The sequence below is a fragment of the Pseudomonas sp. ADAK2 TE3594 genome (genome assembly GCF_053628675.1).
This window is the reverse complement of sequence record NZ_JBRJGV010000001.1, coordinates 6,183,569-6,198,714: the sequence shown is the minus strand read 5'-3', so window position 1 is coordinate 6,198,714 and position 15,146 is coordinate 6,183,569. Positions and strand designations below refer to the sequence as shown.

Below are 15,146 nucleotides of genomic sequence, written 5' to 3'. Positions count from 1 at the left end.
TTCGAGGGGAAAGTTGGTCAAGTTTTGAAACAATTTACCGCCGTCTGTCGTGACAACCACTGCTTCAATCAAAGAAAGTAGTGAAGGTGTATATACTTCGTCAGTACATATTCCGAGGATTGGACATGTCAAAACAAGCCGTTTTTACGATGAAACTCGAACCCGAATTGCGTGAACAGTTCATGGCCGAAGCAGAAGCTTCTCATCGTCCTGCCTCTCAAATCGTCAGGGAAATGATGCGTCAATTCGTTCAAACCCAACGAGAATCGCGCGAGTACGAAGCATTCCTGCAACGTAAGGTCGACAAGGCCCGAGTTTCCATGCGCGCTGGGGATGGCCTGACAAATGAGGAAGTTGAAGCAGAATTCACTGCCAGGCGAGTGCGAGCAGCCATACAAGAATGAAGATAATCTGGACGCCAACAGCAGCACAGGATCGTGCAGATATTTGGGATTACCTGCATGCCGTCAACCCGAAAGCCGCCATCGACATGGACAACCGCTTCAAAGACGCGATATCCCGCATTGCCCAATACCCTGAAATCGGCCCTGTCGGAATCATTGCAGGTACCCGCGAGTTAATTCCACATCAGAGCTATCGTGTCGTTTATGAATTGGGGCCAGATGCGATCTGGATACTCGCTCTAGCGCATACGTCCCGACAGTGGCCACCAGAAAGATGACTGTTACACCCCCCGCCCCTTCCTCAACATCACATCCAGCTGATCCACCACCTCAGCCCAGTCAGCATCATCCAGAATCTCCTCACGCAGCAGTTCTGCCTGGCTCTCGCTCCAGAAGAACGCGTCGGCCAGGTGCAGTTCGGGTTTGAGCGGTGAATGGGTGGCGATGAATTTATCGATGCTTTCGGCGTCGTCAGGCAGGCCGAGTTGTTTGAACAGGGATGGGAGGCTGTGGGTGGGGGATTCCATGTCTGGCTCCTTCGTAATCGCGTATTGGACGGGTGACTGCGGCGCGGCCATTCGCGGGCAAGCCTCGCTCCTACAGGGATGTAGAGACGAGGCTTGCCCGCGATGACGTCAGTCGGGGCGACTGTTATGCCGAAAGACTCAACTCGCACACTTCGGCATGCGGCACCATTTTCAAGAATTCCGGCACGCTCATGTGTACCAGGTTGTTGTGGTTGCCGGCTTCCAGGTAAATGTCTTTCTGCCGGGTCAGCTGTGGGTCGATGACCATATCCATCCCGTAGGATTCGCCCAATGCAGGCACGGCGCCGCGTTCGCAATCGTCGAACAGGTGCGGCAGGTTGCTTTCACGGGTGACTTGCCATTCGCTGCTGCCACGGACTTTGCTCAGGTCCAGGTGACGGCTGGCGGGTAGCACGGCCATCAAGTAATGCCCGTGGCGGTCGTCGAGGATCACCGATTTGGCGACCCGTTCGGCAGGGATGCCCGCGAGCCGAGCCGTTTCAAGGCTGCTGGCCGAGTGCGGGTGGGAAACGATGTCATATTCGCAGTGGGCCTTGTCCAGGCTGTTCTGCACGGTTTTTGCCATACGCATGATGCACCTCGGTGTCCGCAGCAACGAATCGCGGACGATGGTTAACTTTTGTCTCCCTTAAAAGTCTAGGCCCGCTGGTGGGATCCGGCGGGAAATCCGCCCGTCGGACGCTGTCGACACTGGTCAAAATTCATACAACTACAGGCTCAACTAGACTTGTACACAGAGCCACAAACGGCTCGCGGACGGATGACTCTCCCGGAGGGTCAAGTGAACACTCGTTGCTGGGCAATTGCGCTGCTGCTGGCCTTGAGCGGATCGGTTTTCGCGGCGGACACTCTCGTGGTGCTGGTTCCCGATCCCATCGGGCTCTGGCTGATCACGTTCGGTATTGCGTTTCTGATCGCCGAGGCGGCCTTGCCCAATTACGGCGTGGTCGGTCTTGGCGGTCTTGTGATGTTCGTGATTGGCGCGGTGATTCTGACCAATGCCGAAGTCCCCGTTCCCTTGATGATCGGCTTGGGGCTGATTAGCGCATTGCTGCTGACTTTCCTGCTGATCCGCGCCTTGAAAACCCGACCGCGTCGCAACGTCAGCGGCGACGACGAATTACTGGGCAGCGTGACGCCGATAACGTCGTTGCAGGCCGGTAATGCGTATATCGGCTGGGTGCACCTGCAAGGCGAGCAATGGCAAGTAATGAGCGCCACACCGTTGCAACCGGGCCAGCAGGTCCGGGTGGTGGCACGCAAAGGTTTACTGCTGGAAGTGGTCGCGGCTGACGCGGCGCCCGCATGAACAATGATGGCGGAGAATAGTCATGGGTCTGCAACTGGGTTTTGCCGCGCTCCTGTTATTGCTGATTGCACTGGCGGGGTCGACCTTCCGCATCCTGCGCGAATACGAACGCGGCGTGGTGTTCCAGCTCGGACGCTTCTGGCAGGTCAAGGGCCCTGGCCTGATCCTGTTGATTCCAGTGGTCCAGCAAATGGTTCGCGTCGACCTGCGTACCGTGGTGCTCGACGTACCGCCGCAAGACGTGATCACCCGGGACAACGTTTCGGTCAAGGTCAATGCAGTGTTGTATTTCCGCGTGCTCGATCCGCAAAGGGCGATCATTCAGGTCGAAGACTTTCTCATGGCCACCAGCCAACTGGCCCAGACCACGTTGCGAGCGGTGCTCGGTAAACATGAACTCGATGAATTGCTGGCCGAACGGGAACGGCTGAACGTCGATATCCAGCAAGTACTCGATGCGCAGACCGACGCCTGGGGCATCAAGGTGGCCAACGTCGAGATCAAGCACGTGGACCTCAACGAATCGATGATTCGCGCCATCGCCAAGCAGGCCGAGGCCGAACGGGAACGTCGGGCCAAGGTGATCCACGCCGAAGGTGAACTGCAGGCCTCGGAAAAACTCATGCAGGCCGCCGAAATGCTCGGACGCCAGCCGGGGGCCATGCAGCTGCGTTACATGCAGACGCTGAGTTCGATCGCCGGTGACAAGAGTTCGACCATCGTCTTTCCGCTGCCGATCGAATTGCTCAAGGGGATGGCGGATTTGTCGTCCAAGCCTTGAACAGATCGCAGCCTTCCTACTCGCTGGATCATTGGGAGAAGTCACAGATGCAGGCTCGGGCCAAGGTTTATCTCGGTAGATTTGTGGTGAATTGAAGATCGCTTTCGCGAGCAAGCCCGCTCCCACATTTGATCTTGGGCGTTCACAAATGCTGTGTGCACCCCAGGACTACTGTGGGAGCGGGCTTGCTCGCGAAGGGGCCATCAGCTTCAACATCAATGTTGACTGACACACCGCTTTCGCGGGCAAGCCCGCTCCCACAGTGGATTTCGGATGTTCAAGAAATACGGGGGCGCCCCCCATCCAATGTGGAAGCGGGCTTGCTCGCGATGGCGTCAGTGCCGTCGATACATGACTTGGCAACTAGCGCCTCATACGGCGCTCGCGCCCAACGCTCTACCCGCTCGAGCAACAGGGCCGTGGCCTCGCGACGCTTGCCATCGCTGTCTCCGACAAACACGTCCGACGGCTGTTTGGCATGTTGCCCCACTGCCGCGAACACTTGCTCACGCTGCAATTCATCCAACCCGAAAAACTCAGCCAACCGCCCCGCCATGGCCTGTGGCAGTTCGCTGTAGTTCACCGCCAGGCCGCCAAACGCCCGGCATTGCGCCAACCCCGACGCCAGTAACCGTCCCACCCGCCGGGCGATGTAATCCTCGCGGCTATCGAACGGCAATTCGTCGTCCAGCCCGCTCACCCCGATCATCCCCGGCACCATGTGCATGCCCGGACGACGCAGATGCGAGACGGCGATTTCCAGCGGATCGCGGTACACAAACAACCAAGGCGTTTCGGGAAAACACTCGTGTAACACAGGCAATTCAGTGATGTTCCAGGCATCGAGCTTAATGACCAGTCGTTGCTCCGAACCGAGTCGACGCTGGCCATAGGCAGACAACAACCCTTTGATGGCGGCACAGCGCTCGACGGCGGGTAAATCACTGCGCAGCAAGGCATCCAGCGGCGGTGGCTCGCTGATGACAATGTGGTTGTCGAGTTGCGCGAGCATCTGGCTGATCAGGGTCGAGCCGCAGCGCGAGGCATGAAAGATAAACGCACTCGGCGTCAGACCGGGGCTGCAAACCTGCCAGTCGGCGAGGGTCAACAATGCAGTTGTGCGGCGAAACGCCTGATTGAACGGCAGTCGCAGCGCATCCTCTACGGCGTCACGAAAAAACGGTTGATGCAGCCGCGTGTCACCGAACCAGCACCAGTCAACTTGCCATTGCCCGGCCTCTTGCCAGACACGAATCGGCAACCAGCCTTCGAGGTTCAGGCGCTCCATTGTTCATTCCATTGGCGGCGACCGTCGCGCATCGCTGCGCGTAGTTCTTCGCGGGTGAACAGCAAGCCTCGCCCAGCCGCCAGTTCCAGAGTGCGGGTGATAAAAGCTTCGGTGTCCGGCAAGCCCTGCAACGTCTTCGAAAGCTGCGAATCGCTGGCCACTAAACGCTGAAACTGTAGCAAAGCCCCATCATCGACACCGGGCGGCGGCGTGGTCGATACACCGTCGATGATCGCCTGCTCCAGCCAGGCACCGGGCCGGCAATCGAGTACCAGATGAACCCGTGCCTGGGTATCGTGATTGTCCACGCGATGCGGCCGCGACAAATCGAGATACCAGCATTCGCCTGCGGCCATCGGCATGCGTTGGCCATCCAGCAGAAAGTCCACCCGAGGTGGGCTGAGCAGCGGGATATGTACACGCAAATCAGCGTCCGGCTCGCCCAGGTCATAGTCGCGATGCTCGTGAATCCGCCCGCCGGGGCCGAGCCGCAACAGGCGCGCGCAGACGATCTGCAGCGGCAGATCCCGCAGCCCTTGCTGCCATCGAGCATCTTGCCGCCAGGGCTCACGCAAAAGAGTTTCGCCGCGACCGGGGGACAGCTCAGTCAAGGCATCGGCTGCGGAAATCAGCGCCACACCGCTCCAGTCGCCCGCGTAATAATCGCTATTGAAGTGGCTGTGCCAGTCGTCCTCGCCAATCGCCCCCAGCGCCTGCAACAGCAACGGCAAATCCACCGTTACCGGCAAGCGGGAGAAGGCCGGCCGACTCATCGTTTCGGCAGCACCGCGCACTCGCCGAGCCAGGTCAGCAAACGGTCGAGACAGGCCTCGACCGACTGCGCGCCCGTGTCGAGCACCAGCGACGCGCACGGCGGTGGTTCATACGGCGCCGAAATACCGGTAAACCCCGCCAACTCACCCCGTCGAGCACGGGCGTAATGACCTTTGGGATCGCGTTGTTCACACACCGCCAACGAGGCGCTGCACCAGACTTCGCGGTAATCCTCGCCCAACCGTTGGACGAACAATTCACGCAACTCCACCAAGGGCGCGATCATCGCGAGGATCACGATCTGCCCGTTGTCCACCAACAGCGCCGCGAGTTCGCTGGCGCGGCGGATGTTTTCCAGGCGATCGCTGTCGCTGAACCCCAGGTCGCGATTGAGCCCCACCCGCAATCCGTCGCCATCGAGCACCACACTTTGCACGCCGTGTTCGAACAACTCGGCGTGCAGTGCCTGGGCCAATGTCGACTTGCCCGCGGCCGGTAAACCGGTCAGCAGAATCGCCGCGCCACGATGGCCGTTGCGGGTCTCCCGTTGGGCGCGGCTGATGCTCGCCGTCGGCGCCAGCAGGTTATTGGACCGGGGCATGGGCCACCGGCACTGAGATGTTGCCCGCCGCCCACGCCTCTTCGCGATTGGCCAGGGCGGTGGCGATGGACTGGACTTGCGTCGACTGTACCTCGTCCGGCAGCGGATCGAGGCCGGCGCTGGCGAAGATTTGCCCATAAGCGTTGCGCAAGTCAGCATAAGACAGGTCGCGACGCAGATCGGCCTGCAACGTGTTCAGCTCGCCCTGGATCAGATCCAGTTCGCCCAGCCCGGCCGCCTGATAGCGATTGCGCAGTTGGCCGACGATTTGCCCATCGATGTCTGACAGTTGCTGATTGGTCTTGAACTGCCGCATCGCCTCGCGATAGTTGGCGTTGGCCACGTAAAGCTGCGCCAGCACGGCAATCGACATCGCCTGCCGGCGCGCCGTGGCGACTTCTTCACCAGCCTTGGCAACGTCGATCGCGGCGGGTGCGGAAATCACATTGAACAGGTTCCAGGTGACTTTCACCCCGTAATCCGCCCAGCCCTGCTCCACCAGAAACGAGTTGCTGTCGTAATGCCCACCGGCGGAAAACTCCAGCCCCGGCAGCAGGCGCAGCATGGCTTTGCGGGTTTCGGCGGCGCTGATGCGGGTCTGGTAATCCTGCTCACGCAACTCCGGCCGACTGGTCAGGGCTTCCTGTTCCAGGCTGGCGAGGTCGACTTTGAGTTCCGGAATGACGTAGTCGTCCTGGGTCGCCAGCGTCAGCTCGGTGCTCGGAGGCAGGTTGATCAGGGTCGCCAGTTCGGTTTTCGCCAGCGACAGTGCGCGACGTTGCTCTTCCAGTTGCCGGGTGGCTTCGATCAGCGAGCGTTGATAACCCAACGATTGAATCGGATCGCCGATACGCTGCTCGCTCATGCTCTGGCTATTGTTGCGGGCGGTTTCGACCCGGGCCATCAGGCTGTCGATTTGCTTGAGCAAACGCTCAGCGGCCATGGCTCGCCAATAGGCGGAGCGTACGTCCTGGACGATGGTGTTGATCACCTTGCGCCGACGTTCCTGCACGATCAGCCGCTGATCGCCCTGCTGCTTGGCGCTGATGTAACTGACACCGAAGTCGAGCACGTTCCAGACCATGGTCAGGTCTGCCACTTCACGGTCGCGGTCCTGAGAGGTCGACGGTTCCAGGGACTGGGTACCGGTGAGCACGCTCTGACTGCTGGATGCGTTGACGTTGTTACGCCCCACGTAACCGGCATCCAGCGCCATGCGTGGCAACATGTCGAAACTGGCGAGGTCGAGTTGGCGCTTGGCCAAGGCCTCTTCCATGATCTTGAGCCGGCCTTCGAGGTTGTACTTCACCGCGCGGGCCATGGCTTGGTGCAGGGTCAGTGGGCCGCTGAGGGGCTCCTGACCCGTGTACATCTTTTGCAGATCGCTTTTGGCGCGCTGTTGGCTGACGCTGCGTTCGATCGGTTCACTGGTGACTGCACATCCGCTGATCGCCAGCGCCAGCAAGCTGGCGCCGAACAACTTCTGACTTCTCTTCATCCTTGGAGCCCCCGGTGCCTCACTGCTTTAATGTTTTTTTCAGGCCTGCATTTCGCTGATGCCGACCTGTTGTAACGCCGCGGCCAGGCTTTCGACCTGCCGTTGCTCGGTGTCTTTGAGTTGTTGCAATTGTTGGCCAAGAGTCGGTGCGCCAAACACGCCACGCAGCCCTTGGGAAACATCCCCCGCCCTGATTGACTGATTACCGAAGGTGTTCAGCGAATCCCCCTCGCTACTGGTGTCCTGATTGAACAGACTCGACAGAGTGCTGCTGCCGAAGACCCCGCCATCGCCCCCGCCAAAACCCAGGAAGCCTTGGCCTGAGCCATCGCCACCGCTCTCACTGCTGCTGAATACCTGCGCGATAAAACTTGGCGCCAGCGCCCCGTGGTTCATGAAAATGTCGCCCAGAGGCCGAATGCCATTGCCTATCACCCGTTGTTCAAACAGCGGGGCAAACGTCAGCGGCGAGCCAAGATCGCCAGTGGGTGGGGTGAAGATGATCGGTTGCAATGGCACGTTCGGTTGATCGACTACGACCACCGGTGTCAAAACCAAGGGCGGCGCCGGTGCGGTATCAATCGCGTAGTTATTGGATACAGCGACGCTGGCGCCCACGTTGCCCGCCAGGTCCGTCACATTGCTGGTGTCCAGCGCAATGAAGTTACTCGGATCGGTGATGTTCGCGGTGGGTGTAAAGGTCCCGGTCCAGGTCTTGCCGCCGTCGCTGCTGGCCAGGTTAGTCAGCTCGCCATTGGTAACGCTCAAGTCCGACAAATCGAAGTCGCTGACCGCCTCACTGAAGGTGAAAGTCACCAGTGTCGTCTGGCCAATGCTCAGGTTCGGGTTGGCAACCACAATGGTGACAGTTGGGCGGGTCGCATCCAGCGCGTAGTTGTTGGAGATAGCGATGCTGGCGCCGGCATTGCCCGCGGCGTCGAGCACATTGCCGGTGTCGAGTATGATCAGGTTGGTCGCATCATTAAGGCTCGCGGTCGGCGTGAGCGTGGCGGTCCAGGTCACACCGCCGTTGCTGCTGGCAAGGTTGGACAACACGCCATTGGCCACGCTGAGATCCGACAGGTCGAAACCGGACACCGCTTCGCTGAAGGTAATGGTCACCGTGGTGGTCTCGCCGATGCCCAGTTTATTGTCCGCGACCACAATGGTCGCGGTCGGGCGAGCGGTGTCGATCGCGTAGTTGTTGGAATTGGTCACGCCGACGCCGCTGTTACCCGACGCGTTGGTCACACCACTGTTGTCCAGGCTGATCAGGTTGGTGGTGTCCGTCACACTGACCGTAGGCGTGAAGGTCGCGGTCCAGGTCACGCCGCCATCGCTGGACGAAACATTACTGAGGGTGCCGTTGGCAACGGTCAGGTCGGCGTTGCTGAAACCGCTGACTGCTTCGCTGAAGGTGATAGTGACCAGCGAGGTTTCACCGGCCTTGAGGGCATTGTCGGCAACCACGATGGTGGCGGTCGGCACCTCGGTTTCCACCACATAATTGGCCGAGTTGGTGGTGCCTGCCCCGGTATTGCCGGCCAGGTCCGAGACGCCGCTGTTGTTCAGCGTGATGATGTTGCTGGCGTCGGTAATCCCGATAGTCGGGGTGAAGGTCCCGGTCCAGGTGATGCCACCGTCGCTGCTGCTGACCGCGCTTAAGGTGCCGTTGGCGATGCTCAAATCACTGTTGTCAAAACCTGTCACCGCTTCACTGAAGGTGATGGTCACCAGCGCCGTCTCCCCCGGTTTCAGGGTCGTGTCGCTCAACACGATAGTGGCGGTCGGCCGTTGGCTGTCGATTGCGTAATTATTCGAATCCGTGGTACCGGTACCCGCGTTTCCGGCCCCATCCAGGACCCCGGTGTTGTCCAGGGTAATCAGGTTGGTCGAATCGGTGATGCTCGCCGTTGGTGTCAGGGTGGCGGTCCAGGTGATGTTATCGCTGGTGCTCAGACTGCTCAGGGTACCGTTGCTCACCGTCAGGTCAGCGGTGGTAAAACCGGTCACCGCCTCGGAGAACGTGATGGTCACCACCGATGTTTGCCCTACCCCCAGCGCCGCGTCCGCGACCACGATGGTTGCCGTAGGCCGCACGGTGTCGATCGCGTAGTTGTTGGAATCGGTGGTGCCGCTGCCGGCATTGCCCGAAGCATTTTGCACCCCGCTGTTATCCAGGGTGATCAGGTTGATCGCGTCGGTAATGCTGACGGTCGGGGTGAAGGTGGCGGTCCAGGTGACGCCGCCGTCACTGCTGCTGACGGCGGTCAGGGTGCCATTGGCGATGGTCAGGTCGGCGTTGCTGAAACCGCTGACCGCTTCGCTGAAGGTAATGGTCACCAGCGACGTTTCACCGATTCTCAGCGCATTGTCGGCCACCACGATGGTGGCTGTCGGCAGCACCGTATCGATGGTGTAGTTGCCGGAACTGGTGGTACCGCTGCCGGTGTTGCCGGCGATGTCGGCCACGCCGGTATTGTTCAGGGTGATGACATTGGTGGCGTCGTTAACGCCAGTGGTGGGCGTGAAGGTCGCGGTCCAGGTAATGCCGCCGTCACTGCTGCTGACCGCGCTCAACGTACCATTGGCAATCGTCAGGTCGGCGTTGGTGAATCCGCTCACCGCCTCGGAGAACGTGATGGTCACCAGGGAGGTTTCGCCCGCTGCCAGCGTTGTATCGGCCAACACAATCGTGGCGGTCGGGCGCACCGTGTCGATCGCATAGTTGTTGGAATCGGTGGTGCCGCTGCCGGCGTTGCCCGCCAGGTCACTGAGCCCGGTGTTGTCCAGGGTGATCAGGTTGGTCGTGTCGTTGATGCTCGCGGAAGGTGTGAAGGTCGCGGTCCAGGTAATGCCGCCGTCGCTGCTGCTCACCGCGCTCAATGTGCCGTTGGCGATGGTCAGGTCGGCGTTGGTAAAACCGCTGACCGCTTCACTGAAGGTGATGGTCACCAGCGAGGTTTCGCCGATTCTCAGCGCCGTGTCCGCCACCACGATGGTTGCCGTTGGCCGCACAGTGTCGATCGCGTAGTTGTTGGAATCAGTAGTGCCGCTGCCGGCATTGCCCGAAGCATTTTGCACCCCGCTGTTATCCAGGGTGATCAGGTTGGTCGCGTCGGTAATGCTGACGGTCGGCGTGAAGGTCGCGGTCCAGGTGATGCCGCCGTCACTGCTGCTGACGGCGCTCAACGTACCATTGGCAATCGTCAGGTCGGCGTTGCTGAAACCGCTGACCGCTTCGCTGAAGGTAATGGTCACCAGCGACGTTTCACCGATGTTCAACGCATTGTCGGCGACCACGATGGTCGCGGTCGGCAGCACCGTATCGATGGTGTAGTTGCCGGAACTGGTGGTGCCGCTACCGGTATTGCCGGCGATGTCGGCCACACCGGTATTGTTAAGGGTGATGACGTTGCTCGGGTCACTCACGCCGACGGTTGGCGTGAAGGTCGCGGTCCAGGTAATGCCGCCGTCACTGCTGCTCACCGCAGTCAGGGTGCCGTTGGCGATGCTCAGGTCGGCGTTGGTGAAACCGCTGACCGCCTCGCTGAAGGTGATGGTCACCAGCGAGGTTTCGCCCGCTGTCAGTGTTGTATCGGCCAACACAATCGTGGCGGTCGGGCGCACGGTGTCGATGGCGTAGTTGTTGGAATCGGTGGTGCCACTGCCGGCGTTGCCCGACAGATCCGCGATGCCGGTGTTGTCCAGGGTGATCAGGTTGGTCGTGTCGTTGATGCTCGCGCTCGGCGTGAAGGTCGCGGTCCAGGTGATGCCGCCGTCGCTGCTGCTCACCGCGCTCAATGTGCCGTTGGCGATGGTCAGGTCGGCGTTGGTGAAACCGCTGACCGCTTCACTGAAGGTGATGGTCACCAGCGAGGTTTCGCCGATTCTCAGCGCCGTGTCCGTCACCACGATGGTTGCCGTTGGCCGCACGGTGTCGATTGCATAGTTGTTGGAATCGGTGGTGCCGCTGCCCACGTTGCCGGTGCCGGCAGCCTGCACGCCAGTGTTGTCCAGGGTGATCAGGTTGGTCGTATCGGTGATGCTCGCGCTCGGCGTGAAGGTCGCGGTCCAGGTAATGCCGCCATCGCTACTGCTGACCGCGGTCAACGTACCGTTGGCGATGGTCAGGTCGGCGTTGGTGAAACCGCTGACTGCTTCATTGAAGGTGATGGTCACCAGCGAGGTTTCGCCGATTCTCAGCGCAGTGTCGGCAACAACGATAGTGGCTGTCGGCAGCACCGTATCGAGGGTGTAGTTGCCGGAGTTGGTGGTGCCGCTGCCTGTGTTGCCGGCCAGATCGGCCACACCGGTATTGTTCAGGGTGATGACGTTGCTCGGGTCACTCACGCCGACGGTTGGCGTGAAGGTCGCGGTCCAGGTAATGCCGCCGTCACTGCTGCTCACCGCGCTCAACGTGCCGTTGGCGATGCTCAGGTCGGCATTGGTGAAACCGCTGACCGCCTCGCTGAAGGTGATGGTCACCAGCGAGGTTTCGCCCGCTGTCAGTGTTGTATCGGCCAGTACAATCGTGGCGGTCGGGCGCACGGTGTCGATCGCATAGTTGTTGGAATCGGTGGTGCCACTGCCGGCGTTACCCGCCAGATCCGCGATGCCGGTGTTGTCCAGAGTGATCAGGTTGGTCGTGTCGTTGATGCTCGCGGAAGGTGTGAAGGTCGCGGTCCAGGTGATGCCGCCGTCGCTGCTGCTCACCGCAGTCAGGGTGCCGTTGGCGATGGTCAGGTCGGCGTTGGTGAAACCGCTGACCGCTTCACTGAAGGTGATCGTCACCAGCGAGGTTTCGCCGATTCTCAGCGCCGTGTCCGCCACCACGATGGTTGCCGTTGGCCGCACGGTGTCGATCGCATAGTTGTTCGAATCGGTGGTGCCGCTGCCGGCGTTGCCCGCCAAGTCGCTGACCCCGGTGTTGTCCAGGGTGATCAGGTTGGTCGTGTCGGTGATGCTCGCGGAAGGTGTGAAGGTCGCGGTCCAGGTGATACCTCCATCGCTGCTGCTGACCGCGCTCAAGGTGCCGTTGGCGATGGTCAGGTCGGCGTTGGTGAAACCGCTGACCGCTTCACTGAAGGTGATCGTCACCAGCGAGGTTTCGCCGATTTTCAGCGCATTGTCCGTCACCACGATGGTTGCGGTCGGACGAAGCGTATCGATCGCATAGTTGTTCGAATCGGTAGTGCCGCTGCCGGCGTTGCCCGCCAGATCGCTGACCCCGGTGTTGTTCAGGGTGATCAGGTTGGTCGCGTCGTTAGTGCTCGCGGAAGGTGTGAAGGTCGCGGTCCAGGTGATGCCGCCGTCGCTGCTGCTGACCGCGCTCAAGGTGCCATTGGCGATGGTCAGGTCGGCGTTGGTGAAACCGCTGACCGCTTCGCTGAAGGTGATCGTCACCAGCGAGGTTTCGCCGATTCTCAGCGCATTGTCTGTCACCACGACGGTTGCCGTTGGCCGCACGGTATCGATGGCGTAATTGTTCGAATCGGTGGTGCCACTGCCGGCGTTGCCCGCCAGGTCGCTGACCCCGGTGTTGTCCAGGGTGATCAGGTTGGTCGTGTCGGTGATGCTCGCGCTCGGCGTGAAAGTCCCCGTCCAGGTGATGCCGCCATCGCCGCTGCTCACCGAGGTCAAGGTGCCGTTGGCAATCGTCAGGTCGGCATTGGTGAGACCGGTGACCGCTTCGTTGAAAGTGATGGTCACCAGGGAGGTTTCGCCGATTCTCAGCGCCGTGTCGGTAAACACGATGCTGGCGGTCGGGCGTACGGTGTCGACCGTGTAGTTATTGGAGTTGGTGGTGCCGACGCCAGCGGTGCCCAGAATGTTGATCACCCCGGTGTTGTCCAGGGTGATGACGTTGGTCGTATCGGAAATACTGACGGAAGGGGTAAAGGTTGCCGTCCAGGTAATGCCGCCATCAGCGCTGCTTACCGCGGTCAAGGTGCCGTTGGCGATGGTCAGATCCGCATTGGTGAGACCGGTTACCGCCTCGGAGAAGGTAATGGTCACCAGGGACGTTTCGCCGATGCGCAGTGAGGTGTCAGCGACCACAATGGTCGCGGTCGGTGGCGGTGAATACGCGGTGTTGAGTACGCCGCCGTCGTTGTATATGGTCGCGACAGAGGTCGGCGAGGTACCGGTTGTACCTCCGCCCTGCGCGGTACCGCCGGCACCACTGGCCGCGGCATTACCGGCCAGGGCCGCGAAGTTGGCGGCTGTGATCAGTAGCGTGCCTTTGTTCCAGATCGCACCGACGCCACGGCCACCAATGCCGCCATTGCTGGCATTGCTGCCTTGGCCACCACCACCGCCACCGCCGCCACCAGCGCCGATGTTGTTGCTGATGGTCGACGTGCCGACGATGGTGATGGTGCCGCTGCTGGCGTTGTAGATCCCGCCCACCGCGTTGCCGCCGGCGCCCCCCACCTTGTCCCAACCGGCCCCGCCGCCGCCACCGCCAATGGAAATCGTGCCATTGGTGGCCGTCGCACCGTTACCGCCGTTGCTGTAATAGGAAACGCCTACGCCGCCAGCCCCGCCAGTGGTGGTACCGCCGCGACCGCCCATGTGGGTGGCGTCATAACCGCCGCCGTAACCACCAACACCGCCGCCGCCCGCCTGGCCGCCCAATGTGCCGGTGCCCGGCCCTGCCGAACCGCCATGCCCGCCGCCCTGGCCGCCCAAACCGCCGCCGCCACCACCGCCACCGCCGTAAAAAGCGCCGGTGACACCGCCGCCACCACCGCCACCGGAAGCGGCGTTGGAAGTCACGCTGACGTTGTTCAGGGTCAGAATCCCTGCGTTGAAAATCCCCCCGGCCATCGAGCCCGTGGCACCGTAGCCACCGTTGCCGCCCGTGCCCGACACCAGGCCGCGGGTGATCACCAGGCCATCGAGCGTCACGATGCTGCCAGAAGACACTTCAATCACTCGGGTCCTGTACTGACCGTCGAGAATCACGTCAGCCGCACCGTCGTTGTTCAAGTCGCCATCAACGGTGATGTTCTTGTTGATCAGCAGTTCGGACGTCAGCTGCACCGTCATGCTGCCGTTGAAGGTAACGATATCGCCGTTCTGCGCCGAGGCGATCGCCGCGCGCAGCGAACCGACGCCCGTGTTGGCGTTGTTAGTGGCGGTCCAAGTAGCCAGACCCCACTGATAGTCGGTCATGGCCGTGGTCGAGAGGACATTGGCGCTTTCAATGTTGCCGGTGGCAATTTCCAGATCCCAGTCGCCACCGAGCCCGGTGCGATTGCTAGAGGCGGCCACATCGCGGCCGGTCAATTGAGCCAGCGAGTCGACAAAACTCAAGCCGCGCTCACCTTCGGCGGTGTAGCAGCCGTAGATCAGGATGTCGCCGCCAACGTTCATGTCCTTGCCGATTTCCGCCAGCACTGCGCTGCGGGCCGCGACGTTGTCGGCGGACAAGTAGCTGTTGCCCAGCCACAAATCGCCCGCGTTGCCGTGGGCAATGATCTGCACCGAGCTGACGCCCTGATGGCCGTCCAGATAATCGGCAATTTGCTGCAGGCCATCTTTGGTGGCATCCAGTTGAACCACCTGAGTGCCAGGCGCGACGCCCTGAAGCAGGCTATCGACATCCTTGACCCGCGAATCGACGAACACCACGCTTTGCCCCGGCACCGCAACGGGTGCTGGTGCTGGCGCGGCGTCGGTCTGGCCGTGGGTGTCCTTGCTGGCGACCGGTTGATCGGCAGTCGGAGCCTTGACCGTGTCGGCAGTGGTATGGCCGTCAGCCTGGGCGGTATCGGCAACCGTCGCGGCCACCGCGCCGTCGAACAGCATGCGCGGCTCCAGGGACATGATCATTGGCGAGGCCAGCGCTCGTGCGCCTTCGGTAACCCGCGACTTGCCTTTGCTCCACCACATGCTGCTCACCCGGACTCGAACTTTCTGACGCATCAATGAAAACG

11 protein-coding genes are annotated in these 15,146 nt (G+C 61.1%); 4 read left to right on the top strand and 7 right to left on the bottom strand.

Annotated features, from left to right (window positions below):
- Positions 1-125 precede the first annotated feature (125 nt).
- Positions 126-404 carry a hypothetical protein gene (locus AB7M22_RS27890; protein WP_008068580.1) on the top strand — a complete coding sequence of 93 codons (279 nt, stop codon included), beginning with the start codon at positions 126-128 and terminating at the stop codon, positions 402-404.
- On the top strand, positions 401-682 hold the full coding sequence (locus tag AB7M22_RS27885) for a type II toxin-antitoxin system RelE/ParE family toxin (protein WP_454188409.1): 282 nt from the start codon (positions 401-403) through the stop codon (positions 680-682). Before AB7M22_RS27890 ends, AB7M22_RS27885 begins: the two co-directional genes overlap by 4 nt.
- 3 nt (positions 683-685) lie before the next feature.
- Here the strand turns inward: AB7M22_RS27885 and AB7M22_RS27880 are convergent, their stop codons facing one another.
- Positions 686-931, bottom strand: coding sequence for a DUF2789 domain-containing protein (locus AB7M22_RS27880; RefSeq protein WP_007899563.1), 246 nt, complete (start codon positions 929-931; stop codon positions 686-688).
- A 124-nt stretch (positions 932-1,055) separates the two neighbouring features.
- A complete protein-coding gene (locus tag AB7M22_RS27875; RefSeq protein WP_007899556.1) occupies positions 1,056-1,523 on the bottom strand; it encodes an aminoacyl-tRNA deacylase in 468 nt (155 codons plus the stop codon).
- Between the two features lie 210 nt (positions 1,524-1,733).
- Between AB7M22_RS27875 and AB7M22_RS27870 the strand changes: the two genes are divergently transcribed.
- Complete coding sequence (locus AB7M22_RS27870; RefSeq protein ID WP_454188408.1) at positions 1,734-2,261, top strand: NfeD family protein; 528 nt, start codon at positions 1,734-1,736, stop codon at positions 2,259-2,261.
- 22 nt (positions 2,262-2,283) lie between these two features.
- Entirely contained in the window at positions 2,284-3,042 is a 759-nt protein-coding gene (locus AB7M22_RS27865) for a slipin family protein (protein WP_008009522.1), read from the top strand.
- Positions 3,043-3,319: 277 nt separating this feature from the next.
- On the opposite strand, the gene AB7M22_RS27860 is transcribed toward AB7M22_RS27865, so the two are convergent.
- Genes AB7M22_RS27860 through AB7M22_RS27840 form a run of 5 tightly spaced genes read right to left on the bottom strand, consistent with a single transcriptional unit; the run spans position 3,320 to position 15,102 of the window.
- Complete coding sequence (locus tag AB7M22_RS27860) at positions 3,320-4,330, bottom strand: sulfotransferase family protein (RefSeq protein ID WP_454188407.1); 1,011 nt, start codon at positions 4,328-4,330, stop codon at positions 3,320-3,322.
- Positions 4,318-5,103: an aspartyl/asparaginyl beta-hydroxylase domain-containing protein gene (locus AB7M22_RS27855; RefSeq protein ID WP_454188406.1), complete on the bottom strand. Its 786-nt coding sequence runs from the start codon at positions 5,101-5,103 to the stop codon at positions 4,318-4,320. Before AB7M22_RS27855 ends, AB7M22_RS27860 begins: the two co-directional genes overlap by 13 nt.
- The gene (cysC, locus tag AB7M22_RS27850; protein ID WP_454188405.1) at positions 5,100-5,705 is read right to left on the bottom strand and encodes an adenylyl-sulfate kinase; all 606 of its coding nucleotides are present in this window, start codon (positions 5,703-5,705) and stop codon (positions 5,100-5,102) included. Before cysC ends, AB7M22_RS27855 begins: the two co-directional genes overlap by 4 nt.
- Entirely contained in the window at positions 5,689-7,203 is a 1,515-nt protein-coding gene (locus AB7M22_RS27845) for a TolC family protein (RefSeq protein WP_454188404.1), read from the bottom strand. The genes cysC and AB7M22_RS27845 overlap by 17 nt, the downstream gene beginning before the upstream one ends.
- A 39-nt stretch (positions 7,204-7,242) precedes the next feature.
- Entirely contained in the window at positions 7,243-15,102 is a 7,860-nt protein-coding gene (locus AB7M22_RS27840; RefSeq protein ID WP_454188866.1) for an Ig-like domain-containing protein, read from the bottom strand.
- Positions 15,103-15,146: the final 44 nt, after the last annotated feature.